The organism is Nonomuraea sp. NPDC049269 (assembly GCF_043197155.1).
Lineage (GTDB): Bacteria > Actinomycetota > Actinomycetes > Streptosporangiales > Streptosporangiaceae > Nonomuraea.
Genome location: NZ_JBICSO010000002.1, coordinates 429,799 through 454,960, shown reverse-complemented (window position 1 = coordinate 454,960; position 25,162 = coordinate 429,799). Strand labels below are relative to the sequence as shown.

Genomic DNA, 25,162 nt, shown 5'->3' with positions numbered 1-25,162 from the left:
CCCCTCCTGTCTCTGAGTGCGCTCTGGGGCTTTGCCCTCAATCTCACCGTGGGTGACGGTCAAGCCCTCCTAAGAGCCAACACGCTTTATCAGACTATTGGTGTCACCTCCACCGACCTGGGCTTACAGCTCCAAGCCGAGCGGGCCCAATCGGCCGTGGCGGTCACCACCCGTCAACTCACCCAGGAGCTCGGTGCGCAGCGCGCCGCCACCGACAAGTCCGTCGCCCGCTTCCAGAAGTCCGCTGTCGAGGCCGGCGACGCGATCATGCCCGACCTGCGCGGCTCCCTCGACACCCTCAACGGCGAGCTCAACCGGCTCGGCTCCATCCGCGCCGACATCGACGGCGGCAACAGCTCCCGGCTGACCAGCCTCAACGAGTACAACGGGGTCCTCGACGCCATCTTCCGGCTCTATGACCACCTCATCTCGCTGCCCGACCTGCAGATCTTCCAGCAGGCGTCGTCGCTGCAGGCCATGGGCAACGCCCGGGAGATCATCGCCAGGGAGCACGCGCTCATCAGCGGCGCGCTCATCGACCACCGGCTGACCGAGCCGGAGCTCACCGAGTTCACCGAATACGTCGCGACCCGCAAGTTCCTCAGCGCCCGTGGCCAGGCCGGGCTCGACACGGCGCTCCGCAAGCCGTACGAGCAGATCTTCGCCGGCGAGCCGTTCAGGGACTTCACGGCGATGGAGACGCGCATCATCGCGACCGGCGCCCCACCCGCCGACGGCACGGATTGGAACGCGACCGTGGACCGGCTCGCGGCGCAGCTCGACCGGCTGGGCGTGTCGTCCTCCGAGGTGCTGAGCGGGCGCGCGCTCGACGCGGCCGGCGCGACCATGGTGAAGATCGGCAGCGCTGGCGGTCTCGGGCTGATCGCCGTGCTCGCCTCGATCATCATCTCCGTACGCTTCGGCCGCCGCCTCGCCGGCGAGCTGGCCGCGCTCAGGTCCGCGGCCGTGGAGCTGTCCGACGACCGGCTGCCCGGCCTCGTCGACCGGTTGAGCCGGGGCGAAGAGGTGAACGTCAAGGAGGAGGCCAGACCGCTCGAGGTCAGCGGTGCCGCCGAGATCGTGGACGTGGCCAAGGCGTTCGGCTCCGTGCAGCGCACCGCCGTACGGGCCGCCGTGAGCCAGGCCGCGATGCGGCGCGGCATCGGCCAGGTGTTCCTCAACCTGGCCAGGCGCAAGCAGGGCCTGCTGCACCGCCAGCTCGCGCTGCTCGACGGCATGCAGCGCCGTACGCACGACCCGGACCGCCTGGAGGAGCTCTTCCGCCTCGACCACCTGACGACGCGCATGCGGCGCCACGCGGAGAGCCTGATCATCCTGTCCGGCGCCGCCCCCGGCCGGGCCTGGCGCAAGCCGGTGCCCGTGGTCGACATCGTCAGGGCGGCGATCGCCGAGGTCGAGGACTACACCAGGGTTACCGTCGAGGCCATGCCCGGCAGCGCGCTCGACGGCGCCACCGCCGCCGACCTCACCCACCTGGTCGCCGAGCTGGTCGAGAACGCCACGATCTACTCGCCGCCCAGCACGACCGTGGTGGTGCGCGGCGACCTGGTGAGCAACGGCTACGCGATCGAGGTGGAGGACCGGGGCCTCGGGCTGTCGGCCGGCGAGTACGCCACGTTCAACGCGCTGCTGGCCAACCCGCCGGAGTTCGACCTGGCCGACAGCGACAGGCTCGGCCTGTTCGTGGTGGCCAGGCTGGCCGAACGGCACGGCATCCAGGTGCTGATGCGCCGTTCGCCGTTCGGCGGCACCACCGCGATCGTGCTGGTGCCGCGCAGTCTGGTCAACGACCAGGCCGCACTGACGGCAGGCAGCGGTGAGACGCCCGCGCTGCCCAGCCGTACCAAGAAGAAAGCACTCGCGGTGGTGAACGGCACACACGCCGGGCTGCCAAGGCGAGTGAAACAGGCCAACCTGGCACCCCAGCTCAAGACGGACGAGCCGTCGGAGCCGGATCCGGAAGAGAAGACAGAACGCTCTCCCGATGAGGTACGGGACCTGTTCTCCGCCTTCCAGCGGGGAACCCAACGCGCCCGAGAAGAAGCGAATGAAGAGGGGGAGGCATGAGTGTGCCGACGACCAACACCGGTGAGCTGAACTGGCTCCTTGACGACCTGACGACCAGGGTCGGAGCAGTACGGCAGGCGGTCATCCTGTCGACCGACGGCCTGGCGGTCGGCTACTCCAAAGGGCTGACCCGCGAGGACGCCGAGCACCTGTCGGCGGTGGCCGCCGGGTTCCAGAGCCTGGCCCGCGGCACGGGACGGCATTTCGGCGGTGGCGACGTACGTCAGACCATCGTCGAGATGGAGTCGGCGTTCCTCTTCGTGACGGCGGCCGGGCAGGGCACCTGTCTGGCCGTGCTGGCCGACGCCAACGTGGACGTCGGGCACATCGCGTACGAGATGGCGATGCTCGTCAAGCGGGTGGGCCAGCACATATCCACCAACCCCCGGGCGACATCGTCATGAAGGAACCCCCGCGGTGGCTTGACGAGGACGCGGGGCCGATCGTCCGGCCCTACGCCCTCATACGCGGGCGCACCAGAACCTCCGGAGAGGTGTTCGACCTCATCGCGAGTGTCTCGGTCGTCGGCGACCCGGCGCACCACGACCTCGAACCCGAGCAACAACTCATCCTTCGGGCCGCACGTAACCCGATCTCGGTGGCCGATGTGGCCGTCGAACTCGATCTGCCCGTAGGCGTCGTCCGAGTGCTTCTCGGCGACCTGCGTGACCACGGCCTCATCTCGGTGACGTCGCCCTCAGAGACAGGCCCGCGCCCGAATGAGCGCATTCTCAAGGAAGTGATCAATGGACTCCGTGCTCTCTGAGGACCCAGTCGCGCTGAAGATTCTCATCGCCGGGGGGTTCGGCGTGGGCAAGACCACGCTGGTCGGATCGATCAGTGAGATCAGGCCGCTACGCACGGAGGAGGTGCTCTCCGATCGCGGCGTCGGCGTCGACGATCTCGACGGTGTGGAGACCAAGACCACCACCACCGTCGCGATGGACTTCGGCCGCATCACGATCCGCGAGGGGCTGGTCGTGTACCTGTTCGGCACCCCCGGGCAGGAACGGTTCTGGTTCATGTGGGACGAGCTGTCCTACGGCGCGCTCGGGGCCGTCGTGATCGCCGACACCCGCCGGCTGACCGACTGCTTCCCGTCCGTCGACTACTTCGAGCAGCGCGGCACCCCGTTCGTGGTGGCCGTCAACTGCTTCGACGGCGCCGACCGGCACAGCGTGGACGACGTGCGGATCGCGCTCGACCTGGACGAGGACGTGCCCGTGCTGCTCTGTGACGTACGGCGGCGCACCTCGGCCAAGGAGGTCATGGTCACGCTGGTCGAGCACTCGCTGAGGACGCTGACGTCGGCGAACTAGCAGCGGGCTAGAGCGCCCGCAGACCGTCGATCACTTCCCTGAGCAGGCTCTCCGTAGGCGTCGTGGCCTTGTTGAGCGGCGGCCGGACCGACACCAGACCGTAGTCGAGCAGATCTCCGAGCAGGACCCTGGCCACCCCCACGGGCAGGTCCAGCTCGGCGGCGATCTCGGCGACCGGTCTGGTCTGCCCGGTGACGCAGTCGACCAGGCGGCGGTGCCGGGCGCTCAGATCCGCCTTGGCCGGCGGCGGCTGGCCGGTGGCCATCACGGTCGCCAGCAGGTCGAGTTCGGCGGGCGAGGAGGACTTGGTGCGCCCCCTGGTCACCGCGTACGGCCGTACGACGGGTCCGGCCTCCTCGTCAACCCACTCGTCGGGCTCACGGGTCACGATTGGGATCCCCCATCCTGATCGCTGTCCTGCCGCCCGCGCTGCCAGCCGGACTGGAGCGAGGAGAGCAGGGCTCTGGCCTCCTCCGGCGAGCGGCCCGCGGGCGAGCGTACTTCCGCCTGCTCAGGGGGCGCCTCCTTGAGCCGCTGCGACAGGTTGGCCTGCCGCACCCGGCGGGGCAGCTGCGCCTCCTGGGAGCGCTCAGGGCCCGGCTTGGTCGTGCGCTGCCGGCGCGGGAGCTGGCCCGGGGCCGTCGTGTCCTCGGGTGTCCTGACCACCGAGACGGACACCGACTCCAGCTCGGGCACCCGCACCGGCGTCGGGAGGGCCTGAATCAGCCCCGTGGGCACCAGCACGATCGCGGTGGTTCCGCCGTAGGGGGAGGGCTTGAGCGTGACCGTGATGCCGTGTCTGGCGGCCAGCATGCCGACCACCGCGAAGCCGAGCCGCTCGGTGTGCGACGCCTCGAACTCGGGCGGGCTCGCCAGTTGCTCGTTGACCGCCTGGCGGGCTTCGGCGGGCATACCCAGGCCGCGGTCCTCGACCTCGACGGCGAAGCCCCTGCCGACCAGCTCGCCGCGGACCGACACCTCGTTGCCCGGCGAGGAGAAGGCGGCGGCGTTCTCGATCAGCTCCGCGAACAGGTGCATGAGGTCGGCCACGGCCGCGCCGGAGACCCCGCACTCCGGCATCGGGTAGACGCGGACCCGGGTGTACTCCTCGACCTGCGCGGCGGCGCCGCTCAGCACGTCCTCGACCGGGATGACGCCGCGCCACCTGCGCCCCGCCGAGCCGCCGGACAGCAGCACCAGGCCCTCGGCGTGGCGGCGCATGCGGGTCGTCAGGTGGTCGATCTTGAACAGCCGCGACAGCGCCTCGGGGTCCTCGGTCTCGCGCTGCATCTCGTCCAGCAGCTTGAGCTGGCGTTGCAGCAGCGACTGGCTGCGCCGGGCCAGGTTACGCAGCGCCTCGGAGACGCCCTGGCGCAGCTTGGCCTGCTCGACGGCCGCGTCCACGGCGGTGTACTGGACGCTGTCGAACGCGTTCGCCAGGTCGTCGATCTCGCTCGTCGCGCCGTCGCACATCTTGATGGGCGGCACTTCGGCCTGGATGTCGACGCTCTGCCCCTGCCGCAGCTTCGTCACGACGTCGGGCAGCCTGATCTCGGCCAGGTCGAGGGCCGTACGGCGGAGCGCCGCCAGCTCACGGCTGATCCGCCGGCCCACCCGGACCGAGATGAAGATGGAGAAGGCGACCGCGATGAGGCCGAGGACACCCGCCACCGCGGCCCGCACGATGATGCTGATACCCGCCGGCTCCATCCGGGCCAGGAACCGGTCCCCGTTGTCCCAGATGACCTGCGTGTAGTCCTTCAGCGCGGGGTCGACCATGCCGCGCCAGACCGCCGGATCGACCGGCCGGCCCGAGACGTAGCCGTCCAGCGTGCGCTCCATCGCGGCCCAGCGCACGGAGTTGGTGATCTTCTCGAACGGGGTCCGCAGCTCGGTGTCGAGGTTGGCCATGGCCTTGGGGAACAGGTAGCTCCGCGTGCCGTCGATCCTGGCGAGCATGTGCATGTCGGCCATGGACGGCTTGCCGTTCGCCGCGACGATCAACGCGCGCTCGCGGTCCAGCAGCTCGCGTACCTCACTGGCGGCGATCAGGCCCTGTGCCTGCTGAGCCAGCCGGACGTCGGTGGCGAGGGTCAGCGTCGGGTAGAGGCGGTGGACCGCGTCGGAGATCGACGAGTACTCGGTGACCAGCCCGCCGGGGCTCAGCCTGCGGTTGTCGACCTGCTTCCTGATCTCGGGCAGGCGCTCGACGGTCGCGAAGACCTCCTTCAGCCTCCCCTGCATCTCAGGGGTGAGGGCGGCCTGCGTCTTCTCCGTAAGTCCATTGTCGCTGAGCCGCTTCTTGACCTCGTCGACCTTGGCGCGCGTGGTGCTCAGCGCGGCCGGGTCGGTGACGTTGCCGGAGATCACCTCGGCGGAGGCGAGGCGCTCCTGCTCAAGGGTGTAGACCAGGAAGTCGGCGTGGCTGATGACGCCGTTCCAGATCGTGTCGACCTTCAACAGGTTCAGGGCCTCACCGGAGGTGGTGCTCGCGGCGAATCCCCAGAGTCCTACCAGGGATACCAGTGGGAGAACCAGCAGCGTCGAGATCTTGAATCTGATGGATCTGCCAGATGCCATGACGCCCGCTCCCGGATAGAAGATCGCGGGAGACAATAGCACCAATTGCGGCGGTTTTTAAGATCGACTAGCCACAAACTTAGGATATGTCCGGAAATTCACAGGTTGCTGGGCAATTGCTCGGCCCCATGCGAGCCGCACCAACCACGCCGCGAGCACCGCGAGCAACGCCACCTCCGCGCCCAGCAGCAACCGCTCCACCAGCCCGATCATCACCCGCTCGCCGGGCAGGGCCACATAGGTGATCGCCAGCACCCCGAGCCCGCCCGCCAGGGCCAGCCACTCGACCGTCCGCGCGACCGGCTTCCACGCCTCGTCGGCCGCCAGCCGGGGCACCAGCAGGGCCGCCGCGGCGGGCAGGCTGACGAACGCGGCCACCGACACGTAGCGGTGGATCTGCGCGGTCAGGGTCAGGTCGTGGCCGATCGGTGTGGTCGGGATGACCGCGGCGACGATCAGCGCGCCCGACCACACCCACAGCAGCCGCTCCGGTAGCCCCCGCACCGGTGCGTGCGCCGCTTTCAGCGCCTTCAGGAGAATGAGCGAACCGAGGCCCAGCACCATCATCGCCGCTTCCGTGACGCCCCCGCGGTCGGACACGGCGTACTCGCTGACGGTCACGTTGAGGGGGTTCAGGTCCGGGTCGGGCACGAGCTGCCCGACCACGATCCCGACCACCGCGAACACGATCGACCCGCAGGCGATGATGGGATAGAGCCTCTTTGCGGTCATGTCGCTACTTTCCCGCCCACCGCCCCCACCCCACATCAGGCCCCACCCCTGACCCGACCCTGATTAGGTATCGGGGTGTCTTAAGGGATCTTTTTGTTACGGCAGGCACGGGAGGACCCATCCGCCGACCGGGGCCGGCGGCCTTCCAGGGGCACGGTCCTCCGCCTCACCGGCTGGGCGCCGCTACGTGCGTCTTGTTTGCCGGGTTCTTCGCTTCACAAGCCCGAAGGGTCTCTGCCCACGCTGATCTCTTCGGCGATTCTGCGGAGTTCGGCCAGGTCAAGGCCTGGGGCCTTGGGCAACTGGCGCATCAGGGCCTCCATCACCACCGGCACCGGGTGGCCCGCCAGGCGGCCGGCGATCCCGTGGACAGCCCTGAAAAGTGCCTCATCTGTGTCGTGCATCCGCTCTCCTTGTACTAGGTCCGGGAGAACGGTACGGCGTCGCTGGGACAGTTTCGCGCTACTGCTCCAGCGTGTTCCGGAGCGCCGTGGAGATCTCGGCGAGATGTCCCAGCTGCTCGGGGGTGAGGACGTCGAACAGGCTCCGCCGTACCTCCTCCACGTGGCCGGGCGCGGCGGCGGCCAGCGCGGCGAACCCCTCGGTGGTGAGCACGGCGTAGTTGCCCCGGCGGTCGGAGTCGCAGCGGTGGCGCCGCACCCAGCCGCGCTCCTCCAGCCGGGCGACCGCGTGCGAGAGCCGGCTCTGCGAGCTCTGCGCCCTGGCGGCCAGCTCGCTCATCCGCATCGAGCGCTCGGGCGCCTCCGACAGGGCCACCAAGATCATGTAGTAGGTGTGCGGCATGCCCGCGTCACGCTGGAGCTGGCGGTCGAGCGCCTCGTTCACCAACTGGGTCGCGGCCATGAAGTCACGCCAGGTGCGCTGCTCGTCGTCGTCCAGCCATCGGGTCATGCGGCCATTTTACTTGAACTCTCATATACTTATCGGTAGCTACCGCCGAAAGGGGTTCCACCATGCCGGTCCAACGGCTCAACCACGCGGTCCTGTACGTACGCGACGTCGAACGCAGCGTGACCTTCTACCGGGAGGCCCTCGGCTTCAAGACCGTCATGAGCATGCCCGGCGCCGCCTTCCTCCAGGCCGCCGGCTCATCCAACGACCACGACCTGGGCCTGTTCCAGATCGGCGCGCAGGCGGGCCCGTCCACCGCCGGCCGGTCCGCCGTCGGCCTCTACCACCTGGCCTGGGAGGTCGACACGCTCGACGAGCTGGAGCGCGTCGCGGCCAAGCTGAGCGAGCTCGGCGCGCTGGCGGGGGCCTCCGACCATGCCACCACCAAGGCGCTGTACGCGCACGACCCCGACGGGCTGGAGTTCGAGGTCTCGTGGCTGGTGCCCGCCGCGCTCCTCACCGACGAGGTGCTCGCCGCTCGTACCGGCATCCGGCCGCTCGACATCGCGGCCGACAAGGAGAGGTACGGCGGGCAGACGCGCGGCGGGGTGGGCGTCTCCATCCCCGCCTGATTGTCTGGCGTCGCATTTCTGGCTGGATGTACCGTGGCCTTATCCCACTCCCGCGCCTTGGAGAAGGGCCATGCCGAGCGATCCTGACCATGTTCTCGACGCCATCGACGGCGTCGTCGACGAATGGGAGACGCTGAGCGCCGACGCGATGCGCTGGGCGCCGCCCGAGAGCAAGACGGAAGATCTGCTCCACGAGGTGACCGAGATCTTCGGTCCGCTGGCGAACGCGCTTACCCAGGCGTTCCGCCCGCTGGGCGACGCCGTGACCCGCGCGCTCGACCACCTGATCGACGACGACGACCAGGAAAACTGACGATGACTCCCGCACCGGCCCGGCGGGCTTTACCCCGCCGCTCGGCTCCCTCGCGTCGGACGAGCCAAGCAGGCCGGCCGGGTCAGGCGGCCCTGTTGGGTCAGGCGGCCCTGTTGGGTCAGGCGGCCGCGAGCCGCATGGGGCGCAGGGCGCCGGTGAGCTTGGCGAGCTCGGCCAGCATGGCGTCGGCGGCGCCGGTCATCACGTCGTTGGCCTTGACCGTGCCGTCCTCGACGAACTGCGGGTAGAACGCCAGGTTGACGGCCTCGACCACCGGGATCATCTTCAGTGAGCTGGCCACCTGGCGCAGGCCGTTGACCGCCCGGGTGCCGCCGGACAGGCCGCCGTAGCTCACGAAGCCCGCCGCCTTGTGCTGCCACTCCTGGTGCAGGTAGTCGAGGGCGTTCTTGAGCACGGCGTTGAAGCTGTGGTTGTACTCGGGCGTCACGAAGACGTACGCGTCGCCGCGCTCGACGATGGCGCTCCACTCCTTGGTGTGCGCGTGCTCGTACTGCTTGAGCCTGGGGTGGTTCGGCTCGTCCAGGAAGGGCAGGCCGACCTCGGCCAGGTCGACCAGCTCGACGTCGAACTCGCCCCCGGCCACGGCCCGCTCGTAGAACCACTCCCCGATCGCCCGGCCGGCGCGGCCGGGGCGGGTGCTGGCGATGATCACTTGCAGTACGGGCTTGGACATGTCCTGCTCCTCAGTCTCGAAGGTCTAGCCACTCAACATTATTGAGTAACTACATATTTCTTAGCAAGTTGAGGAGTATGATCTGTCCCGTGAGCCTCCATTCGGTATGCACCCGGTTTCACACCGCCCTGGAGCTGATCGGGGCGCGGTGGTCGGGCGCCCTGCTGCACATGATCTTCAAAGGCACGCACCGCTACGCCGAGCTCAAAGCGGCCATCCCCGGAGTGAACGACACGATGCTCGCCCGGCGCCTGCGGGAGCTGGAGGCGGCCGGGCTCATCGAGCGGCGGGTGCTCGACACGTCCCCGGTCAGGGTCGAATACCACCTGACGGAGATGGGCGAGGAGCTGCGCCCCGTCCTGGACGAGCTGGTCGTCTGGGCGCACAAGTGGATCCCGCTCCCGGAAGACAAGGCCGAAGCCTCCTGAGCCTTCGTCAGGCGGCGCCCAGGTGCTCGGCGACGGCCCCGGTGACCGGTATGACCGTGGGCAGCGGCCGGGCGGTGAAATGCGCCGGCTTGTGGGTGCGCAACAGCAGCTCGCCGCTGCGCTCCCACTGGAAGCCGCGCTTGTTCAGCAGCCCGGCGAAGACCGCTCCGGCCTTCTCGGGATCGCGTTCGGCCAGCCGCCGGATCGGCACCGGCGAGACGTCGTCGCCCCGGAGATAGGCGCTGACGAGCTCGCGATAGGGCCGCTTGGCGATCAGGCCGGGGTCCAGGAAGACCTCCTCCAGCATGCCGAAGTCGGCGTAGCAGCCGAGCCCGGCGACCTCGTCGAAGATCAGCGCCACCGTCTCGGCCCCGGTCAGCTGCTCGGGCAGATCCTGCCCGGCCGGTGGGGCGCCGCCCAGCCGGCCCGACTGGTAGGCCAGGTAGCCGCGCATGCGGTCGGCCAGCTCGGCGCCCCGCAGCACGACCAGGTCGGCCCCGAAGTGGCCGATGAAGCACTGGCGCTGCTCGCGCTGCAGCTCCCTGGCCTGGGTCAGCAGCACCGGGTTGCGGAACACCCAGCCGGGATGCTCCAGCGCGATGTGCGCGGCCGTCGACAGGAGCGTGTCGCGGGCGGCGGCCGGGTGCACCGCCGGGGTGCCGCTGATCAGCCAGTCGAGCCCGAGCGGCACCAGCCTGCCCACGACGTACATGCCGGGCCGCAGCTCCTCGAACGCCGCCTCGCCCAGATTGGAGAAGGCCCGGTAGACGAGTTCGTCCACGAGGTTGAACAGCAGCACGGTCGCCCCGTCGACCACCCGCACCTCGTACACGCCCTCGACCACGTCCTTCCATCTCGACAGCAGCTCGACATCGGACCTGGCGAGGTCGGGCCGCTCGCGCAGGAACCGGTCGATGACCGTGTCGCCGCCGGTCAGCCGGTGCTGGTGGGCGAAGTAGTCGACGGGCAGGAAGGCCGCGGCCTCGTCGGCGGGCGGGCCGTCGGCGTAGAACCGGTCGAGCACTTCGCTCAGCTCGCGCCCGAACCGGCCGGAGGTGGCAAAGTGGATCAGCTCGGCCTTGAGCTCAATGGCGCGCGCAAGCATGGTCATCATCACTCCTTGTGTCCGAACAGACACTAACCGTCCCTGGCATGGTCGAGACGGCTCTTCCACGACTTGGGGTCACCACCTGCCACTAACCTGCCTTCTGTGAACGATGCGGCGCCCCTGGCGGGTCTGCGGGTCATCGAGCTGTCGAGCTACATCGCCTCGCCGCTCGGCGGGATGACCCTCGCCCAGCTCGGCGCCGACGTGATCCGGGTGGATCAGCTCGGCGGCGGCCCCGACCTGGGCCGATGGCCGCTGGCCCCGTCCGGCCGCAGCCTCTACTGGGCCGGCCTGAACAAGGGCAAGCGCTCCGTCACCGCCGACCTCCGCTCCCCCGCCGGCCGCGACGTCGTCGCCGCGCTGATCACGACCGCCGGCATCGTGCTCACCAACGCCGCGCCGCGCCCCGGCCTGACCTACGACGACCTGCGCGAGCGGCGACCCGACCTCGTGTACGCCCGGCTGCTCGGTCACCGCGACGGCCGCACCGCCGTGGACTACACGGTCAACGCCTCCCTGGGCTTCCCCGCCATCACCGGGCCGGAGGACCACGACGGGCCGGTCAACCACGTGCTGCCGGCGTGGGACGTCGCCTGCGGGCTGTACCTCGCCGTCGGGCTGCTCGCCGCCGAACGGCACCGCCTGGTCACCGGCCAGGGGCAGCGGATGGAGGTGGCGCTGCACGATGTGGCGCTGGCCACCGCGGGCAACCTCGGCTACCTGGCCGAGGCCCAGCTCTGCGCCACCCCTCGCCCGCGACTCGGCAACCACGTCTTCGGCGACTTCGGCCGCGACTTCGCCACCGCCGACGGACGGCGGGTCATGGTGCTGGTCCTCACCACGAGGCACTGGCGCGACCTGGTGGCGGCGACCGGCCTGGCGGAGGTGATGGCCGCGCTGGAACGCGCCCTGGGCGCCGACTTCCTGCGCGAAGCCGACCGCTACACCTACCGGGAGACGCTGGGCGGCGTGCTGGCGCCGTGGTTCGCCGGCCGTACCGTCGCCGCGCTCGAAGGGGCTCTGGGGTCCGTGCTGTGGGCCGAATACCGGGACTTCGGCGAGCTGGTCCGGGACGGCACGCTGCGCGACAGCCCGCTGATGGGCGAGCTCGCCCAGCCCGGCGTCGGGCCGCACCTCGCGCCCGGACCGCCCCTGGTCTTCGGCGGGCGTCAACTCCCGCCGCGTCCCGCGCCGGAGTTGGGGCAGCATACGGACGAGGTGCTGGGCGAACTGCTGTCGATGTCCACGACCGAGGTGGCCCGGCTCCGCGCTCAAGGGGTGGTGGGGGAATGACGCTCTCGGATTACGTACGCGACTGGCGTCCTGGGGTCGTGACCAGCGAAGACGTCATTTCGCCCGGCCCGGCGGCGGCTCTGGCGGCGGTGCTCGACGCGCCGCCTTCCGGTGAGCCGCTGCCGTTGCCGTGGCAGTGGCTGTACTTCCTGGAGTGGCCTGCGCAGGCCCGGCTCGGCATCGACGGGCATCCGGCCGAGGGTCACTTCCTGCCGCCGATCCCGCATCGGCGCCGGATGTTCGCGGGTGGGCGGATGCGGGCGCGGCGGGGGTTGGAGATGGGGCGGCCCGCCGTACGGACCGCTGAGCTGACGGCCGTCACGCCGAAGGAGGGACGGTCGGGGGAGATGCTGTTCGTGACGGTGCGCTACGAGTACCGGCAGGGTGGAGAGCTGCGGCTGGTCGACGAACAGGACCTGGTCTACCGCTCAGACCCACCATCTCAGGCAACGGCTCCCACGGCGGCGGTCGCCGGTGAAACCGCCGGCGCCGATGACGGTGCCGGATGGCGGCTTTCGATGACCGCCGCTCCGCCGCTGCTGTTCCGCTTCAGCGCGCTGACCGCCAACGCCCACCGCATCCACTACGACCTGCCCTACTGCACGGACGTCGAGCGCTACCCCGGCCTCGTCGTACACGGCCCGCTGCTGGCCGTCCTCATGGCCGAGCTGCCCCGCCGGTACGCCCCGGGCCGCCGGGTCACCGGCCTGACGTACCGCCTGCGCCGCCCCGTCTTCGCGGGCGAGCCGATCGTCATCACCGGCTCACCGGAGTCGGGACAACTGACCGTCCAGGACGCGGCCGGCCACCTGAGGGCCGAGGCGCACTTCACCTGACCCTTCATACCGTCTTGAGCATCCCGCCGTCGACGAAGTACGTGGCGCCCACCGAATAACCGGCCCGGTCCGAACACAGGAAGACGATGAAGTCCGCGACCTCCTCCGGAGTGGCGAACCGCTTGATCGGCGCGTGCTCCCGCGCGACCTCGTCGAGGTGCCCCTGCCAGTCGCCGCCGCTGTCGGCGGTCAGCTGCTTGGCGGTCTTCACCCAGTCGGGGGTGAGGACCAGGCCGGGGTTGACGCAGTTCACCCGGATGTTGTGGTCGATGACCTCCGTCGAGAGCGTCTTGGAGAACATCATCAACGCGGCCTTCGTCACGTTGTAGATCGGCTCGTACCACAGCGGCTGTACGGCGCAGATCGACGCGTTGTGCAGGATGACCCCGCCACCGCGCCGCCGCATACCGGGCACGAGTGCGCGGGCCAGCCGGACCGCCGCCATGACGTGCAGGTCCCAGTACGCCTGCCATTTCTCGTCCGGCGCCTCGAGTATGGTCTCGTTGGACCCGGCTCCGGCGTTGTTGATCAGGATGTCCGCGCCCCCGAAGCCCTCCTCCGCCGCCTCGATCAGCGCCGTGGTGCCTTCCACTGTCGCCACGTCGCACGCGACGGGCAGCACCCGTACACCGTGAGCCTCGACGATGCCGCGCGCCTCCTCCTCCAGCCGGTCGGCGGCACGGGCCGCGAGCACGAGATGCGCGCCCTCGGCGGCGAGCCCCCGCGCCACGGCCAGGCCGATCCCGGAGCTGCCACCGGTGACGACGGCGACCTTGTCCCTCAACCCGAGTTCCACGAATCCTCCCGCACTGTCCGCACATGCCCTCTCCATCATCGGGCACCATGGATCTTTCTCCCGGCGCGACACAGGAGGGTTCGGTATGGCGGAGCGAACACTGAGGGTTGCCGCGTACGGGGTGTGCATACAGAACGGTCAGGTCCTGCTGGCGCGGTGGATCTCCGCCGATGGCGCGGAGTGGGGATGGACCATGCCCGGCGGCGGATTGGAGCACGGCGAGGACCCCCTTGACGCGATGGTGCGGGAGATGCGGGAGGAGACCGGCTACGAGGTGGTCGCCGAGCGGCTCCTGGGGATCGATTCGCGGCGGCGTGCACTGGCCGGGCCAGAGGGCCCCATCGACTTCCAATCGCTGCGGATCGTCTACGCGGTGCGGATCGTCAGCGGTGAGCTGCGCCACGAGGTCGGCGGGACGACGGACCAGGCCGCCTGGTTCGACCTGGACGCGGTGGCGAGCCTGCCCCGGGTCGACCTGATCGACGCCGCCCTGGAGCTCCACCGCGACGCACCCCCGACGGGACGCATCGCCCAGACATAGGCGGCTTCATCGGCCGTTCCGGTGCTCCCACTTGCGCGTCTCCGGGTTCCAGCGGAGCGCGCCGCGGGGGCCGCTGAGATCGAGGTCGCGCAGCGCGGCCAGCGCCTCGTCCGTCGCGTCGGTACGCATGTGCAGGCGCAGGTGGGAGTGGGGATCGCTGACCACGATCAACGTGCTCTCGGCGGGTTCGCGGCCCTTGCCGAGCCTGCGCGCGAGCTTGCGCAGCTTGCCGCGGACCCCGTCGTAGGTGTCCTCGGCCATACGGCCGATCAGCGCCTCCACGAACGGGACCAGCGCGGACGCCGTCACGACAGTGGCGACGACCGTCACCCACTCCCCCGCTTCTGGGACAGTCGGTCTGGCCCGCCGGATCCTGTCCCGCATCGCGGCCGCCTCATCGGAATTACCGTGCCGTTCGAGGAACGCCGCGAGCCGCTCGCTGTCCCCCTTCCCCTCCAGCATCGACCGGGCTTCGGCCACGCGCCCCCGCCGCTCAAGGAACTCGCCCAGTGCCCGGGCTGATCCGGCCTCACGGTAGAGCAGCTCCGCGCCCTCCAGGTCGCCCTCGCGCTCCTGCAACTCGGCGTAATGCACCGCCGCCAATGCGGAGCCGAGATCGTACGCCTCCCGCATCCAGCGATCGGCCGCCTCCCGCAGCCCCTCCTCCTCCGCCAACGACGCGGCGATCTGGTAGGCCTCGCCGCCCGGTTCATCGGACTCCAGGCAGACTGCCAGCGCCTCGTCGTCGGCACCGCGCATCGCCAGCAGGAGGGCGAGCCTCGGACTCAGCGACCAGTCGAACCCGCCTTCGGTGGCGCGGCGCAGCCAGACCTCCGCCTCGGGCCGCCGCCCCTGCTCTTCGTAGAGGCGCGCCAGCAGCGAGAACGCCGTACGGTCCCCCGCCTCGGCGGCACGCAGGTAGAGCTGCTCCTGTTCGGCCGGATCCTGGCGGCCACGCCACGCGCCGAGCCTGCGCATGGCCTCGGTGGAACCCGCCGCCACCGCCCGCCGCACCCACGCGTCACCCTCCTCGGCCCGCGGCCCGTGCCGCCACGCGAGCCACAGGCCGATCATCGCCTCCGGGTCGCCGGCTTCGGCTCGTGCGTGCAACGTCTCTTCGTCGGCTGACTCCATAGATCCATCATGGTCGTCCGACCGCTTGACAGTCGCCACGGCCCGACCGAAAGAATCACGGCATGCGGCGGATATTAGGCAAGGCCGCCCTGGTAGGGGCCACGATCGGCGTGTCGGTGAATCTCGTCGGGGACTATTGGCCGCAGGGGTCAGGAGCCGATGACTTCGCCGGAGTCGTGGCGATGGCGCTTTCCCCTTTCCCGCTCGGATTACTGCTCGGCTGGGCGACCAAACTGCCGTATTGGCCCCTCGTGGGAGTGCTCGCGCCGTTCGCCATGTACGGCCTTGCCATGGTCGAGCTCCCATTCAGCTGGTGGATACCCGAGGGGAACCTGTTTCACCTGCTCACCTTCGCCGTCCCTGCCATGATCGGGTTTGTCCTCACGGCATGGCTGTGCGCCCTGGAAAATTGGGCGGTGGGCACCGCCATGGCCGGGACGATCGTTCTCGCCTGCTTGGCCGCGCCACCGGTGGCCGGGGCAATAAGCGAATCGGAACGGACAAGAGATTTCAAGAACTCCGGGGTGCCGCTGATCGCGCCCGTCATCCCGAACTATCGGCTCGCTTCCGTGGACGAGTGGCGCCTGCCCAAGATGGTCAGCCTCACTTATCATCCGACAGCGGCGGACAAGGTCGGCCCGGCGATCGCGGCCTATATCCAGCGGGCCACGGACGCCACTCCGAAGGCCGCCTGCGCGAATCCAATTCCGAACTATGGCTGGCAGCCGATCACGCCATGCAGGGAGATATCACCCGGCGTCTGGAGAACGCGCCTGGAGAACGAGTCCACCCTCCTGTTCGCCAGGCATGGCGACGCCCTGGTGCAAGTGGCCGGCCATGACTCAACAGAGGCGACCTTGCTCGCCATACTGCCGACGTTCCGCCCCATCACCGCGGAGGATCTGGCCGCACTCGGGTAAGGCTTGCCACCCGGCCTTCTCACCAGGCGAGGAAGAGCGCCTCGGGAGAGCGGTGGATGAGGGTGGGGGCCATGGTCACGTCTGTGCGGGCCAGGCGTAGGCCGGGGAGGTCGCGGATCAGGATTTCCAGGGTTATCCGCACCTGCTCCTTGGCGAGCTGCGAGCCCGGGCAGCCGTGTGGGCCGTGGCCGAAGGACAGGTGGCGGAAGGCCGGCCGGCTGATGTCGAACTCGTCAGGGCGCGCGCCGGCGTCCGCGTCGCGGCCGGCTGAGGCGAAGGAGACGAAGACCACGTCGTTCGGGTGCAGCTCGGTCTCGTTCAGTGTCACGTCGGTGGTGACCGTACGCCGGAAGCCCTGGATCGGCGCCTCGAACCGGGCCGCCTCCTCGATGGCCGCGGGGATGAGCTCCGGCTGCTCGCAGAGCAGTGCCCACTGGCGGCGGTCGCGTAGCAGGTTCAGCATGACCGTGCCGAGCAGGGCGGTCGTGGTCAGGTGGCCGGCCAGCAGCAGGTTCTGGACGTTGGACACGATCTCCCTGCGCTGGTCGAGCGTGAGGTCCTCGGATCCGGGCGCCAGGCCGCGGACCATCTCCGTGATCAGGTCGTCACGCGGATCCCTCCTGCGCGCGCGGACATAGCCGTCGAGCAGGCGCTGCAGGGCCACGATCTCTTTCGCGGCCTCGACCTGCCCGGCCTCCGTCAGCTCGGTGAACACCAGGTTCTCCGCTTGCTGCCCGCCCCTGATCGCGCCGGGGACGTCGGCGGGATCCAGGCCGAGCAGGTGGCCGATCACGTCGGCGGGCAGCGGTTTGGCGTACGCGTCCATCCACTCGACCTGGCCGTCCCCGGCGAAGGAGCCGATGAGCGCTTCGGCCCGTTCGGTGATGAACGGGAGCGCGGCGGCGACCCTGGCCGGGGACAGTCCTCTGGTGAGGGGCCGGCGCAGGCGCCGGTGCGCGTCACCATCGGCGCCGAGCACCGCCTGCACTCCGCCGAATCCCTTGACCAATTCCGAGAGCGCGGCCTTGCTGGGCAGGTAGTCGGGCCGCAGCGCACCGGCCGAGGAGAACTGCTCGGGCTTGCTCAGCACCTCGCGTACGTCTTCGCGTCTGCTCACCAGCCAGGCGTCCAGCTCGGGTACGAAGGTGAGCCCACGAGTCCGGCGAGCCTCGGCATAAAGGGGGTACGGGGCGCGGTAAAAGGCCTGTGGGTTCACGTGCCTATGATCGCCGGTGAGGTATCTCCCGAACAGGTCCAAACAGCAGCGTCATGAGGCGGCCTTCTTGGGCAACGTGAACCCGAGGGCGAAGGCGAGGACCGCGAAGCCGGCGCTGATTCCCATGGCGTACGTGGCGCCGTGGGCGAAGGCGATGGCGGCGGCGTCGGGACCGGGGGTGCTGAAGTCGAGGTTTCCGAACAGGACGCTTCCGGTCACCGCGATGCCGACAGCGCTACCGATCCGCTGGACGGTGCCGATGACGCCGCTCGCGGCTCCCGCTTCGGCCCGATCCACGGTCGCGACGATGAAGTCGGCATTGGGCGCGATGAACATTCCGCTGCCGACGCCGCCGAGGAGGAGCGGGACGGTCAGGTACCACCCGTGCAGGTTGGTGGGAGCGACGGCCACCAGGACGAGCCAGATGGCGATGATGCCGACGGCGACGAGTCCGAGGCCGACGAGGAGAACGGTACGGCCGAATCGGCTGGCGAGCTGGTCGCTTTGGGAGGCGCCGATGATGCTGCCGATGGCGAAGGGCAGCACGACGAGGCCGGATTGCAGGGCGGACGCGCCAAGTCCCGCCTGCCAGAGCAGGGCGACGCTGAAGAAGATGCTGGTGAACGCGGCGAAGTAGACGAAGGCCAGGACGACCCCGCCGGTGAAGGAGGCATGGACGAACAGGTGCGGCGGGACGAGGGGCCTGCCTCCGAGGCGGGCGACCCGGCGCTCCCAGAACGCGAACCCGACGATCAGCGCGACACCGCCGGCCATCGAGAGATAGGTCCACTCGGGCCATCCCTGGTCCTGGCCCTGGATGAGCGGCACCAGCAGGGCGACCAGGCCGCCGGCGATGAGCACGAGTCCGATCCAGTCGGTCCCCGTGTCCCGGCTTCCCTCGGCCCGCGAGGGCAGCAGCCAGAAGGCGGCGACGACGGCGACGACACCGATCGGAAGATTGACCTCGAACACCCATCGCCACCCGTCATCGGCTCCGAACGCCTCGATGATGAGGCCGCCGGTGAGGGGGCCGAGGGCGGTGGAGAACCCGATCGTCGCCCCCATGATCGCGAACGCCTTGCCGCGCAGCCGCCCCGGGAACATCAGCTGGATGAGGGCCGTGACGGGCGTGAAGAAGATGCCTCCGGCAAGGCCCTGGACCACGCGGAGAGCGATGAGCTGCACGTCGTTCTGCGCCAGCCCGCAGGCCAGACTCGCGACGGTGAACAAGGCCAGTCCTGCGATGAAGACCCATTTATGGCCGTACCGATCACCGACCCGGCCGGCGGGGATGAGCGCCAGGCCGTACGCGAGCGCATAGCCGGAGATCACCCACGACAACGTGGACTCCGAGGCGCCGAGGCTGGTGCGGATCGTCGGGATGGAGACGTTGACGATGGTGGTGTCCAGGAGCGCCATGAACACGCCCGCCAAGAGGATCACCAAGGCGAACCAGGTGGCGCGGGAAACGGTTGCCGGGAGCGCAGCCGGCGCACTCTGCTGATTCATGATGTCCCTTTCCGGGCCTTCTCATCGGCGATCACCTCGGGAAGGAGAGACGCCAGCTCCTGATGCCACGCGATCTCCGCTCGCAGTCGGTAGGACCCGTGCTTCATCGACAGCTTTTCGGCAAGTGTCAGATGGGAAGCGATCGCCTGAGCGTGCGCTTCATGGTCGGCGAGCCTCGCCTCCAGGGAGCCGATCCGTGCCGCGATCACGACGGGCAGATCGTCCAGGCGATCCGGGTCGAGGCGGGTCATGGCCAGGTCGAACGGGTCGGGTTTGACCACGATCTCGCGCAACGCGGTCAGCCGGAGGGACGCGAGGGTCCTCGAACCCTCCTGGGTGATCCCCCAGACCTGACGCTGCGGGTATGCCCCCTTCCGCTCGACCCGTAGCTCCTCGATCAATTCCTCGGCCGCGAGGCGCTTGATCGCGCCGTACAGCCCGCCCACGGTGATGTCCGTCCACAGATCGATGTGCTCCTCCTCGGCGAGCAGCCGCAGTTGGTGTCCGTGCATGGGGCCGCGTTCGGCCAGTGCCCCAAGAATGAAGATCCGAATGGAAGACACGAGACTACTCTTGCATGAGTAGTAGGCCCGCCGCAAACCACCGCGATCTCGGCACACGCCACCTTTCACTCCATGTTGGTGTGCCTGTCGCGCATCGCCTCGGGAGTGACGCCGGTCAGCGTCCCGAGCTTCAGCACCATCACCTCGAACAGCACGAACAGCGCGCCCTCATAGACCGAACCCATCGGCAGGACGGAAGTCCGCCTTCCGCCCTGGTCGCTGGCCATGGTCTGCGCCGGGATCACGAGCGCGAAGTCGGCGAGCTTCGCCGCGCTACTCTCAGGTTCAGCCGTCAGCAGGAGGTTCGTCGCGCCCGCCGCCTTCGCCGTTCGCATCAGCGCCAGCACCGTGGCGGCTTCGCCGGGGCCGGAGGTGACGACGAGAGCGTCGCCCGGCCCCAACGCCGGCATGGTCATGTCGCCGACCACCGCGACCGTCAGACCGAGATGGAACAGGCGCATCGCGAACCCGTTGATCTGCAACGCCTCCCGGCCGCAGCCGTAGACGCCGATCGTTCGCGCATCGGTGATCATCCGGCAGGCCGCGTCGATCAGCTTCTCGTCCAGTTTCGCGAGCACGGCGCCGAGCTCGTCGAGCGCGATACGAAAGAGATTGTCGCTCATGAAAGCTCCGCTATCAGCTCCCTTTTGCCACGATACGACCATTTGGCCGACCAGTTGCGGCGTACGAGCGGCAACCGGCAACGCCAGAAGGACGTCACAGCCCTGCAGGCCAAGATCGTCGACCTCCAGGGTCAGCACAAGACCGGAAACGGCTCCTACGCCGCCAAGGACGACCTGAAGCGCCGGCGCGAGGAGGCACTGAACCTCCGCATCGACGCCCTGGCCGCCGACCTCCGCAACCGCGCCACCACCGCGTAGCTCTCAGTTCTTGCCGGGGATCCGCTTGCCGAGGTTGATGAAGAAAAGGATCAAGCCCACGGTCAGCACGATGTGTCCCAGTCCGGCGATGCCGGAGATCGCCGCGCTGGTCTCGGCGCCCAGGACCGTCTGGGTGCCGTGGATGAGCATCATGAGGACGGTCAACCCGAGACCCGCGTTGTAGACCCAGAAGGACCAGTTGAAGAGCCTGCTGGCCGACAAGGTGAACAGCTTCTCCAACGCCAGCACGACAAGGTAGAAGAGCATGCCGAGCGCCAGCAGGTGCGTGTGCACGACTCCGAGCTGGCTGTCGCCCGTGAAGTCGTTCAACTTGGTGAGCTCGCGATAGTACAGACCGCTGATCACGCCGAAGATCATGTAGGTGTGTGCCGCGTAATAGATCTTTTTCATGATTTGTGACCTTTTGTGGGGGAGATGTACGGCCGACGGTGCGTCAAGACCTGGCGTCGTTCCAGGTCGCGCTGTTGAGGAAGTAGGTGTCATAGAGCTCCTGCACCTCAAGCAGGCTTTCCGGCGGCACCTTGCCGTAGGCGATGCGCTCCAGGTGGCGGAAGTACTCGAACCGTTCGACGCCCGGCGTGATGACGATGAGGATGTCGGCATCCTCCCCCGGTGCCGCGGCGAAGGCGTGGGCGAGACCGGGCGGCACCACCACGAGGTCGCCGCGCTCGGCGGTGACGACCTGCTCGCCGGACAGCAGCTGGGCGGTGCCGTCCAGCACGTAGAACAGCTCGGCGGAGCCGGCGTGGTGGTGCGGCTTGGCGCCGTCCGCGCCGTTCACGAGCGTCACCCGCTGGGTCGAGAGCGCGCCGCCGGTCGAGCTGCTGTCGGCCAGCAGCCGGATGGTGGTGGGGGCCTGGCCGATCACTTCGGCCTCCGCGGAGCGGACGATGACGGACTCGTCGAAGTCCGGCACGATCAGCGACATCTCGGTGACTCCTTTGGTTCAGACGAGGAAGAGCAGGGCGGCGCAGATGAGGACGAGCACGGCGGTGGCGAAGTGGATGCCGAACGCCACCGCCTTGGTGCCGCCGTTGCGCAGGACGATGACCGTGTCGAAGAGGGGGAGGATGGCGACCACCAGCATGAACCAGGCCTCGGCGCGCGCACCCACGAAGACGAGCAGGGCCAGGCCGACGAGGCCGTAGACGGAGTCGCGCTGACCCTTGATGGTCAGGTAGGCGGAGTCCCCGTCCTTCTTGGCGGGGACGCCGTAGCCGGCGGCGGCGGCCTGTGGCACCAGCAGGAACCGCAGGCCGATGAAGAGGATGAGCAGGTCGAGCAGGATGGCGAGTCCATAGGCAACGGGGGTGAGCACGATTGACTCCGATTTCTAGCGCCGCTAGTTGCAGGAGTGACGCTAACATAGCCTCGACAGAAGCGCTAGCGGCGCTAGAGTTGCGGTCATGGCGATCCAGCTCGGTTACGTCCCCAGCATCGAATGCGCTCTCCACCTGGAACAACGACAGATCTGACAACGCACCATCAACCTCGACTTAACAATCCAGACCAGCCGCAGGCGAGGCCGCTACGACGGCAGCGTGGTCCCCGAAGTCACGGCGCGCCACCACCCGTCATACGCCCGGCAGCCGGAGAGCCCCAGACGCAACGAAAGCCGATGTGGCTCATACCGGTGTCGATCATCTGCGGCCGACGAGCGGCGGGCCGGTACCGCAGGCAGTAGATGTCGGCGCACAGGTACGACCCACCCTTGATCACCTTGCGCGGGATGCGGAACTGAGGCTGAGCCAGGTCATAGCTCGATTCGGCATCACCACCGCAGCAGGCCGCTTCGGGATGCCGTTCGGCAATCGGAGGTCCATTCCCAGACGTTGCCCGCCATGTCGAACAACCCATAACCGTTCTGCGGAAAGGACCCGACCGGTGCGGTCCCCGACCAACCGGACTCCCCCGCCGAGCGCCAGGGGAAGTCGGCTCCGTCCCAGGTGTTGGCCATGATGCGACCACCCGGGCGGGGCTCGTCGCCCCAGGCGAACGAGGCGCCTTCGAGTCCGCCGCGTGCGGCGTACTCCCACTGCGCCTCGGTGGGCAGCGCGGCGCCGACCCACGTCGCGTAGGCGGCGGCGTCCTCGTACGCGACGTGGACCACCGGATGGTCGAGGCGGTCGTCGACGCTCGATCCTGTCCCCTCCGGAAAACGCCAGCACGCGCCCGGCGTCCACCTCCACCACAGACTGAGATGCCGCAGATCGACCGGGCCGCGCGTCGGTACGAACACCATCGACCCGGGCACCAGGTTCTCCGGAGGCGCGCCAGGGAATCGGCCGGGTCCAGCGGCCGTTCGGCCACGGTGACATAGCCGGTCGCCGCCACGAACACGGGTGGGTGGTGTTGAACCACACGAAGAAGGGCGTGCCGGCCTCGGTCTGGCGGCGGATGAAGTCGATCGCCGAGTCACGGAACTCCTCGTCGCAGGTCTCCATCCGCTTCTTGGTGAGCGGCCCGGTGTCCTCGATGCGCTGGGTACCGTCCTCGCCGGCCCACGAGTGGATCACCCCTCGCGGCCCGAACCGCTCCCTGAACCCCGGGAACTCCTCCTCGGTCGGGTAGTCGGGCTGCTCGGGCTCCTCCTCGGCGTTGAGGTGGTAGAGATTGCCGAAGAACTCGTCGAACCCGTGTGCCGTGGGCAGGTACTCGTCACGGTCGCCGAGGTGGTTCTTGCCGAACTGGCCGGTCGCGTACCCCTGGTCCTTGAGCGCGGTGGCGATCGTCGGGTCCTCGTCGCGCAGCCCGATCTCGGCGCCGGGCATGCCCACCTTGGTCAGGCCCGTCCGGTAGGGATTCTGGCCGGTGATGAACGCGGCCCTGCCCGCCGTACAGCTCTGCTCGCCGTAGCAGTCGGTGAAACGCACACCCTCGTCGGCGATCCGGTCGATGTTGGGGGTGCGGCATCCCTGAGCTGCCAAGATTCGCTCAGCCGGTAGACGCGACGATCTGTACGCGGTCACTGTCGTTGTCGGAGAGGAACGACGCCAGCGCCTGCCCCTGCTCGGCCACGGCGGTGTCGTCGGCTCGCGAGAAACCCCGCAGCGGGGCGACGATCACGGTGCCGGCCTCGACGGTCCAGGTCGCGGCGACCCGGCCGTCGACCAGGACGACGCGGGCACCGGCGACCGACAGGTTGCGGTGGGCGTCGTCGACGATCCGGCCGCGGTCGTGGTAACCGAGGAGCGCGTTGTCGAACGCCGGCAGGAACCGCACCGGAGCGGGTGTGTCGGGGTCGGGGCGCGGCGCGTCGGGGAGGTCCAGCAGTTCCCGGCCTCGCTCGTCGCGGAAGGCGACCAGCTCCTCGCGTATCGCGGCCACCGCGGCCGGCAGTCCGGCGAGGCCGCACCAGGCGCGCAGGTCGGCTGACGAGGCGGGGCCGAACGCGGCCAGATAGCGCCGTACCAGCTCTTCACCGACCGGATCTGAGCCGTCCGTAGCCGGCGGGTCGATCTCGCGCCCCAGCCAGGAGGAGAGCAGGACGTTGCGTACCCCCGCCCTCGTGCGCCATAGCCCGCGCGGCGGCAGCTGCACCATCGGGATCAGGGCGGCGATCAGCATCTCACCCAGTGCCCGCTGCCCCGGCGCCGGCCAGCGCTCGGCCAGCGCCCGCGCGAGCTCGGCCATCGAGCGGGGCTCGTCGTCGGCCATCACCGCCCGGCCCGCCGCCGCGAGCTCGTCGAGATCCACCCCGTCGAGCTCGCGGCGGTAGGTCCCGAGTACCCGTTGGCGCAGCATGATGTCGTGGCGCGCCCGCCAGGCCAGGACGTCGTCGGCCGTGAGGAGGTGGACGGTGCGGCGCATGAGGTGGGTCCGCACCACGTTCCGGCGGATCAACAGGTCCGAGAGCACCGCCGGGTCGAACGCGCGCAGCCGCGACCAGAGCCCGACGAACGGTTCCTGCGGCTCCTGCGCCTGCAGGCCGCACAGGTGCGCGACGGCGTCGAGGGCCGGCAGGTCGGCGTGCTCAAGCAGTAACTGCCGGGCGAGTGTCGCGCGGTTGAGCGCCCGGGTGCCGAGAACGGTCATCGGTTCAGGTGGACTTCTGCCCGTCGAGCGTCTCGCGCAGGATGTCGGCGTGCCCGGCGTGCTGGGAGGTCTCGGCGATGACGTGCATCAGCACCCGGCGTACGCTGCGCACCGCTCCCGGCTCGTGCCAGGGCGCCGCCGGCAGCGGGTGTGTCGCCGACAGGTCGGGGACTGTGGCGACGATCTCCGCGGTGCGGGCGGCCACCTGCTCGTACCGCGCGAGGATCCCGGCCGACGTGTCACCGGGCAGCATCTGGAAGTCCTTCTGGTGGTCGATCGCCCACTGCGGGAACTCGCGTGCGGTACCACTTGCGAAGTCGGCCCAGGTGACACCGTCGGGCAGGTCGTAGGACATCGCCGACGGGCCCTCGACCACGAAGCGCATCCACTGCTCCTCCATGGACGCGACGTGCTTGACCAGCCCGCCCAGGCACAGCTCGCTGACCGTCGGGCGCTCCCCGAGTCGCTCGTCGCCGAGCCCGCGGATGGTGTTGGTCAGGGCGGTTCGCGCGTCCGCGAGCTGGGCGAGCAGGTCGCCTCGCTCGGCGTCGAGCGTGGTGGTGGCGGTCATGGTGTTCGGCCCCTTCGCGTTGTCGTCGTTGACTGGCACACGACAACAGTCGCAGGTGAAGCGGACAGGAAGTGGCCTCTTCTCAGGGCAATATAGGCAG

At 69.3% G+C, this 25,162-nt stretch carries 32 protein-coding genes and 1 pseudogene; 12 read left to right on the top strand and 21 right to left on the bottom strand.

Annotated elements, in window-relative coordinates; translation table 11 throughout:
- Nucleotides 1–48 precede the first annotated feature (48 nt).
- From ACGFNP_RS11815 to ACGFNP_RS11800, 4 genes are read left to right on the top strand one after another with little or no spacing between them, the layout of a single operon-like run.
- Nucleotides 49–2,088: a nitrate- and nitrite sensing domain-containing protein gene (locus tag ACGFNP_RS11815; protein ID WP_393317517.1), complete on the top strand. Its 2,040-nt coding sequence runs from the start codon at nucleotides 49–51 to the stop codon at nucleotides 2,086–2,088.
- On the top strand, nucleotides 2,085–2,492 hold the full coding sequence (locus ACGFNP_RS11810) for a roadblock/LC7 domain-containing protein (RefSeq protein WP_358339097.1): 408 nt from the start codon (nucleotides 2,085–2,087) through the stop codon (nucleotides 2,490–2,492). Before ACGFNP_RS11815 ends, ACGFNP_RS11810 begins: the two co-directional genes overlap by 4 nt.
- The gene (locus ACGFNP_RS11805; RefSeq protein WP_219534491.1) at nucleotides 2,489–2,854 is read left to right on the top strand and encodes a DUF742 domain-containing protein; all 366 of its coding nucleotides are present in this window, start codon (nucleotides 2,489–2,491) and stop codon (nucleotides 2,852–2,854) included. Before ACGFNP_RS11810 ends, ACGFNP_RS11805 begins: the two co-directional genes overlap by 4 nt.
- Nucleotides 2,835–3,407 carry an ATP/GTP-binding protein gene (locus ACGFNP_RS11800; RefSeq protein ID WP_214634877.1) on the top strand — a complete coding sequence of 191 codons (573 nt, stop codon included), beginning with the start codon at nucleotides 2,835–2,837 and terminating at the stop codon, nucleotides 3,405–3,407. The genes ACGFNP_RS11805 and ACGFNP_RS11800 overlap by 20 nt, the downstream gene beginning before the upstream one ends.
- A gap of 7 nt (nucleotides 3,408–3,414) precedes the next feature.
- On the opposite strand, the gene ACGFNP_RS11795 is transcribed toward ACGFNP_RS11800, so the two are convergent.
- The 5 genes from ACGFNP_RS11795 to ACGFNP_RS11775 all read right to left on the bottom strand — a co-directional run bounded on the left by ACGFNP_RS11795 (nucleotide 3,415) and on the right by ACGFNP_RS11775 (nucleotide 7,631).
- Entirely contained in the window at nucleotides 3,415–3,795 is a 381-nt protein-coding gene (locus ACGFNP_RS11795) for a DUF742 domain-containing protein (protein WP_358339093.1), read from the bottom strand.
- Nucleotides 3,792–5,987 carry a nitrate- and nitrite sensing domain-containing protein gene (locus tag ACGFNP_RS11790; protein WP_358339090.1) on the bottom strand — a complete coding sequence of 732 codons (2,196 nt, stop codon included), beginning with the start codon at nucleotides 5,985–5,987 and terminating at the stop codon, nucleotides 3,792–3,794. The genes ACGFNP_RS11795 and ACGFNP_RS11790 overlap by 4 nt, the downstream gene beginning before the upstream one ends.
- A 57-nt stretch (nucleotides 5,988–6,044) precedes the next feature.
- Nucleotides 6,045–6,719: a DUF998 domain-containing protein gene (locus ACGFNP_RS11785; RefSeq protein WP_358339087.1), complete on the bottom strand. Its 675-nt coding sequence runs from the start codon at nucleotides 6,717–6,719 to the stop codon at nucleotides 6,045–6,047.
- 215 nt (nucleotides 6,720–6,934) lie between these two features.
- Complete coding sequence (locus ACGFNP_RS11780) at nucleotides 6,935–7,123, bottom strand: hypothetical protein (RefSeq protein ID WP_358339084.1); 189 nt, start codon at nucleotides 7,121–7,123, stop codon at nucleotides 6,935–6,937.
- 58 nt (nucleotides 7,124–7,181) lie between these two features.
- Nucleotides 7,182–7,631 carry a MarR family transcriptional regulator gene (locus ACGFNP_RS11775; protein WP_358339081.1) on the bottom strand — a complete coding sequence of 150 codons (450 nt, stop codon included), beginning with the start codon at nucleotides 7,629–7,631 and terminating at the stop codon, nucleotides 7,182–7,184.
- 62 nt (nucleotides 7,632–7,693) lie between these two features.
- On the opposite strand from ACGFNP_RS11775, the gene ACGFNP_RS11770 reads away from it, so the two are divergent.
- Both ACGFNP_RS11770 and ACGFNP_RS11765 read left to right on the top strand, forming a co-directional pair.
- Nucleotides 7,694–8,203, top strand: coding sequence for a VOC family protein (locus ACGFNP_RS11770; protein WP_358339079.1), 510 nt, complete (start codon nucleotides 7,694–7,696; stop codon nucleotides 8,201–8,203).
- A gap of 70 nt (nucleotides 8,204–8,273) precedes the next feature.
- Entirely contained in the window at nucleotides 8,274–8,516 is a 243-nt protein-coding gene (locus ACGFNP_RS11765) for a hypothetical protein (RefSeq protein WP_358339076.1), read from the top strand.
- 118 nt (nucleotides 8,517–8,634) lie between these two features.
- Here ACGFNP_RS11765 and ACGFNP_RS11760 read toward each other — a convergent pair whose 3' ends face one another.
- Nucleotides 8,635–9,210, bottom strand: a complete 576-nt coding sequence (locus ACGFNP_RS11760; RefSeq protein WP_393317508.1) for an NADPH-dependent FMN reductase — start codon at nucleotides 9,208–9,210, stop codon at nucleotides 8,635–8,637.
- A gap of 89 nt (nucleotides 9,211–9,299) precedes the next feature.
- Between ACGFNP_RS11760 and ACGFNP_RS11755 the strand changes: the two genes are divergently transcribed.
- Nucleotides 9,300–9,638 (top strand): helix-turn-helix domain-containing protein, encoded by a 339-nt coding sequence (locus ACGFNP_RS11755; RefSeq protein ID WP_214634886.1) that lies wholly within the window; start codon nucleotides 9,300–9,302, stop codon nucleotides 9,636–9,638.
- Between the two features lie 7 nt (nucleotides 9,639–9,645).
- Here ACGFNP_RS11755 and ACGFNP_RS11750 read toward each other — a convergent pair whose 3' ends face one another.
- Complete coding sequence (locus ACGFNP_RS11750; RefSeq protein ID WP_358339070.1) at nucleotides 9,646–10,749, bottom strand: hypothetical protein; 1,104 nt, start codon at nucleotides 10,747–10,749, stop codon at nucleotides 9,646–9,648.
- 99 nt (nucleotides 10,750–10,848) lie between these two features.
- On the opposite strand from ACGFNP_RS11750, the gene ACGFNP_RS11745 reads away from it, so the two are divergent.
- Both ACGFNP_RS11745 and ACGFNP_RS11740 read left to right on the top strand, forming a co-directional pair.
- Nucleotides 10,849–12,039 carry a CoA transferase gene (locus ACGFNP_RS11745; protein WP_393317504.1) on the top strand — a complete coding sequence of 397 codons (1,191 nt, stop codon included), beginning with the start codon at nucleotides 10,849–10,851 and terminating at the stop codon, nucleotides 12,037–12,039.
- On the top strand, nucleotides 12,036–12,875 hold the full coding sequence (locus ACGFNP_RS11740; protein ID WP_358339065.1) for a hypothetical protein: 840 nt from the start codon (nucleotides 12,036–12,038) through the stop codon (nucleotides 12,873–12,875). The genes ACGFNP_RS11745 and ACGFNP_RS11740 overlap by 4 nt, the downstream gene beginning before the upstream one ends.
- Before the next feature lie 4 nt (nucleotides 12,876–12,879).
- On the opposite strand, the gene ACGFNP_RS11735 is transcribed toward ACGFNP_RS11740, so the two are convergent.
- Nucleotides 12,880–13,671 carry an SDR family NAD(P)-dependent oxidoreductase gene (locus ACGFNP_RS11735; protein ID WP_393317501.1) on the bottom strand — a complete coding sequence of 264 codons (792 nt, stop codon included), beginning with the start codon at nucleotides 13,669–13,671 and terminating at the stop codon, nucleotides 12,880–12,882.
- A gap of 85 nt (nucleotides 13,672–13,756) precedes the next feature.
- Between ACGFNP_RS11735 and ACGFNP_RS11730 the strand changes: the two genes are divergently transcribed.
- Nucleotides 13,757–14,212: an NUDIX hydrolase gene (locus ACGFNP_RS11730; RefSeq protein ID WP_393317498.1), complete on the top strand. Its 456-nt coding sequence runs from the start codon at nucleotides 13,757–13,759 to the stop codon at nucleotides 14,210–14,212.
- Between the two features lie 6 nt (nucleotides 14,213–14,218).
- On the opposite strand, the gene ACGFNP_RS11725 is transcribed toward ACGFNP_RS11730, so the two are convergent.
- Complete coding sequence (locus ACGFNP_RS11725; RefSeq protein WP_393317496.1) at nucleotides 14,219–15,346, bottom strand: hypothetical protein; 1,128 nt, start codon at nucleotides 15,344–15,346, stop codon at nucleotides 14,219–14,221.
- Between the two features lie 62 nt (nucleotides 15,347–15,408).
- On the opposite strand from ACGFNP_RS11725, the gene ACGFNP_RS11720 reads away from it, so the two are divergent.
- Nucleotides 15,409–16,266 (top strand): hypothetical protein, encoded by an 858-nt coding sequence (locus ACGFNP_RS11720; protein ID WP_393317493.1) that lies wholly within the window; start codon nucleotides 15,409–15,411, stop codon nucleotides 16,264–16,266.
- A gap of 19 nt (nucleotides 16,267–16,285) precedes the next feature.
- Here the strand turns inward: ACGFNP_RS11720 and ACGFNP_RS11715 are convergent, their stop codons facing one another.
- From ACGFNP_RS11715 to ACGFNP_RS11700, 4 genes are all read right to left on the bottom strand, one after another.
- Nucleotides 16,286–17,482: a cytochrome P450 gene (locus tag ACGFNP_RS11715; RefSeq protein WP_393317490.1), complete on the bottom strand. Its 1,197-nt coding sequence runs from the start codon at nucleotides 17,480–17,482 to the stop codon at nucleotides 16,286–16,288.
- Between the two features lie 51 nt (nucleotides 17,483–17,533).
- Entirely contained in the window at nucleotides 17,534–18,991 is a 1,458-nt protein-coding gene (locus ACGFNP_RS11710) for an MFS transporter (RefSeq protein ID WP_393317487.1), read from the bottom strand.
- Nucleotides 18,988–19,554, bottom strand: a complete 567-nt coding sequence (locus ACGFNP_RS11705) for a PadR family transcriptional regulator (RefSeq protein ID WP_358339044.1) — start codon at nucleotides 19,552–19,554, stop codon at nucleotides 18,988–18,990. Before ACGFNP_RS11705 ends, ACGFNP_RS11710 begins: the two co-directional genes overlap by 4 nt.
- 65 nt (nucleotides 19,555–19,619) lie before the next feature.
- Nucleotides 19,620–20,177 carry an SIS domain-containing protein gene (locus ACGFNP_RS11700; protein WP_393317484.1) on the bottom strand — a complete coding sequence of 186 codons (558 nt, stop codon included), beginning with the start codon at nucleotides 20,175–20,177 and terminating at the stop codon, nucleotides 19,620–19,622.
- A 24-nt stretch (nucleotides 20,178–20,201) separates the two neighbouring features.
- Between ACGFNP_RS11700 and ACGFNP_RS11695 the strand changes: the two genes are divergently transcribed.
- Nucleotides 20,202–20,435: a hypothetical protein gene (locus ACGFNP_RS11695; RefSeq protein ID WP_393317481.1), complete on the top strand. Its 234-nt coding sequence runs from the start codon at nucleotides 20,202–20,204 to the stop codon at nucleotides 20,433–20,435.
- Nucleotides 20,436–20,438: 3 nt separating this feature from the next.
- On the opposite strand, the gene ACGFNP_RS11690 is transcribed toward ACGFNP_RS11695, so the two are convergent.
- From ACGFNP_RS11690 to ACGFNP_RS11655, 8 genes and pseudogenes are all read right to left on the bottom strand, one after another.
- Complete coding sequence (locus ACGFNP_RS11690; protein ID WP_393317478.1) at nucleotides 20,439–20,846, bottom strand: DUF2871 domain-containing protein; 408 nt, start codon at nucleotides 20,844–20,846, stop codon at nucleotides 20,439–20,441.
- Between the two features lie 43 nt (nucleotides 20,847–20,889).
- A complete protein-coding gene (locus tag ACGFNP_RS11685) occupies nucleotides 20,890–21,384 on the bottom strand; it encodes a cupin domain-containing protein (RefSeq protein ID WP_358339032.1) in 495 nt (164 codons plus the stop codon).
- Between the two features lie 18 nt (nucleotides 21,385–21,402).
- Complete coding sequence (locus ACGFNP_RS11680) at nucleotides 21,403–21,774, bottom strand: DUF4267 domain-containing protein (protein ID WP_358339029.1); 372 nt, start codon at nucleotides 21,772–21,774, stop codon at nucleotides 21,403–21,405.
- A 236-nt stretch (nucleotides 21,775–22,010) separates the two neighbouring features.
- Nucleotides 22,011–22,313: an SUMF1/EgtB/PvdO family nonheme iron enzyme gene (locus tag ACGFNP_RS11675; RefSeq protein ID WP_393317474.1), complete on the bottom strand. Its 303-nt coding sequence runs from the start codon at nucleotides 22,311–22,313 to the stop codon at nucleotides 22,011–22,013.
- The gene (locus ACGFNP_RS11670) at nucleotides 22,228–22,698 is read right to left on the bottom strand and encodes an SUMF1/EgtB/PvdO family nonheme iron enzyme (protein WP_393317471.1); all 471 of its coding nucleotides are present in this window, start codon (nucleotides 22,696–22,698) and stop codon (nucleotides 22,228–22,230) included. Before ACGFNP_RS11670 ends, ACGFNP_RS11675 begins: the two co-directional genes overlap by 86 nt.
- A gap of 160 nt (nucleotides 22,699–22,858) precedes the next feature.
- Nucleotides 22,859–23,329, bottom strand: a pseudogene (locus ACGFNP_RS11665) (sulfatase-like hydrolase/transferase); the annotation flags it as partial.
- Nucleotides 23,330–23,390: 61 nt separating this feature from the next.
- On the bottom strand, nucleotides 23,391–24,491 hold the full coding sequence (locus tag ACGFNP_RS11660; RefSeq protein WP_393317468.1) for a winged helix DNA-binding domain-containing protein: 1,101 nt from the start codon (nucleotides 24,489–24,491) through the stop codon (nucleotides 23,391–23,393).
- 4 nt (nucleotides 24,492–24,495) lie between these two features.
- Nucleotides 24,496–25,101 carry a DinB family protein gene (locus tag ACGFNP_RS11655; RefSeq protein WP_393317465.1) on the bottom strand — a complete coding sequence of 202 codons (606 nt, stop codon included), beginning with the start codon at nucleotides 25,099–25,101 and terminating at the stop codon, nucleotides 24,496–24,498.
- Nucleotides 25,102–25,162: the final 61 nt, after the last annotated feature.

Coding starts and splice junctions, on each gene's coding strand:
- ACGFNP_RS11810 (WP_358339097.1), top strand. CDS start 2,085: ATGAGTGTGCCGACGACCAACACCGGTGAGCTGAACTGGCTCCTTGAC.
- ACGFNP_RS11805 (WP_219534491.1), top strand. CDS start 2,489: ATGAAGGAACCCCCGCGGTGGCTTGACGAGGACGCGGGGCCGATCGTC.
- ACGFNP_RS11800 (WP_214634877.1), top strand. CDS start 2,835: ATGGACTCCGTGCTCTCTGAGGACCCAGTCGCGCTGAAGATTCTCATC.
- ACGFNP_RS11790 (WP_358339090.1), bottom strand. CDS start 5,987: ATGGCATCTGGCAGATCCATCAGATTCAAGATCTCGACGCTGCTGGTT.
- ACGFNP_RS11785 (WP_358339087.1), bottom strand. CDS start 6,719: ATGACCGCAAAGAGGCTCTATCCCATCATCGCCTGCGGGTCGATCGTG.
- ACGFNP_RS11780 (WP_358339084.1), bottom strand. CDS start 7,123: ATGCACGACACAGATGAGGCACTTTTCAGGGCTGTCCACGGGATCGCC.
- ACGFNP_RS11775 (WP_358339081.1), bottom strand. CDS start 7,631: ATGACCCGATGGCTGGACGACGACGAGCAGCGCACCTGGCGTGACTTC.
- ACGFNP_RS11770 (WP_358339079.1), top strand. CDS start 7,694: ATGCCGGTCCAACGGCTCAACCACGCGGTCCTGTACGTACGCGACGTC.
- ACGFNP_RS11765 (WP_358339076.1), top strand. CDS start 8,274: ATGCCGAGCGATCCTGACCATGTTCTCGACGCCATCGACGGCGTCGTC.
- ACGFNP_RS11760 (WP_393317508.1), bottom strand. CDS start 9,210: ATGTCCAAGCCCGTACTGCAAGTGATCATCGCCAGCACCCGCCCCGGC.
- ACGFNP_RS11750 (WP_358339070.1), bottom strand. CDS start 10,749: ATGACCATGCTTGCGCGCGCCATTGAGCTCAAGGCCGAGCTGATCCAC.
- ACGFNP_RS11740 (WP_358339065.1), top strand. CDS start 12,036: ATGACGCTCTCGGATTACGTACGCGACTGGCGTCCTGGGGTCGTGACC.
- ACGFNP_RS11730 (WP_393317498.1), top strand. CDS start 13,757: ATGGCGGAGCGAACACTGAGGGTTGCCGCGTACGGGGTGTGCATACAG.
- ACGFNP_RS11725 (WP_393317496.1), bottom strand. CDS start 15,346: ATGGAGTCAGCCGACGAAGAGACGTTGCACGCACGAGCCGAAGCCGGC.
- ACGFNP_RS11720 (WP_393317493.1), top strand. CDS start 15,409: ATGCGGCGGATATTAGGCAAGGCCGCCCTGGTAGGGGCCACGATCGGC.
- ACGFNP_RS11710 (WP_393317487.1), bottom strand. CDS start 18,991: ATGAATCAGCAGAGTGCGCCGGCTGCGCTCCCGGCAACCGTTTCCCGC.
- ACGFNP_RS11700 (WP_393317484.1), bottom strand. CDS start 20,177: ATGAGCGACAATCTCTTTCGTATCGCGCTCGACGAGCTCGGCGCCGTG.
- ACGFNP_RS11690 (WP_393317478.1), bottom strand. CDS start 20,846: ATGAAAAAGATCTATTACGCGGCACACACCTACATGATCTTCGGCGTG.
- ACGFNP_RS11685 (WP_358339032.1), bottom strand. CDS start 21,384: ATGTCGCTGATCGTGCCGGACTTCGACGAGTCCGTCATCGTCCGCTCC.
- ACGFNP_RS11675 (WP_393317474.1), bottom strand. CDS start 22,313: ATGGGTTGTTCGACATGGCGGGCAACGTCTGGGAATGGACCTCCGATT.
- ACGFNP_RS11670 (WP_393317471.1), bottom strand. CDS start 22,698: ATGGTGTTCGTACCGACGCGCGGCCCGGTCGATCTGCGGCATCTCAGT.
- ACGFNP_RS11660 (WP_393317468.1), bottom strand. CDS start 24,491: ATGACCGTTCTCGGCACCCGGGCGCTCAACCGCGCGACACTCGCCCGG.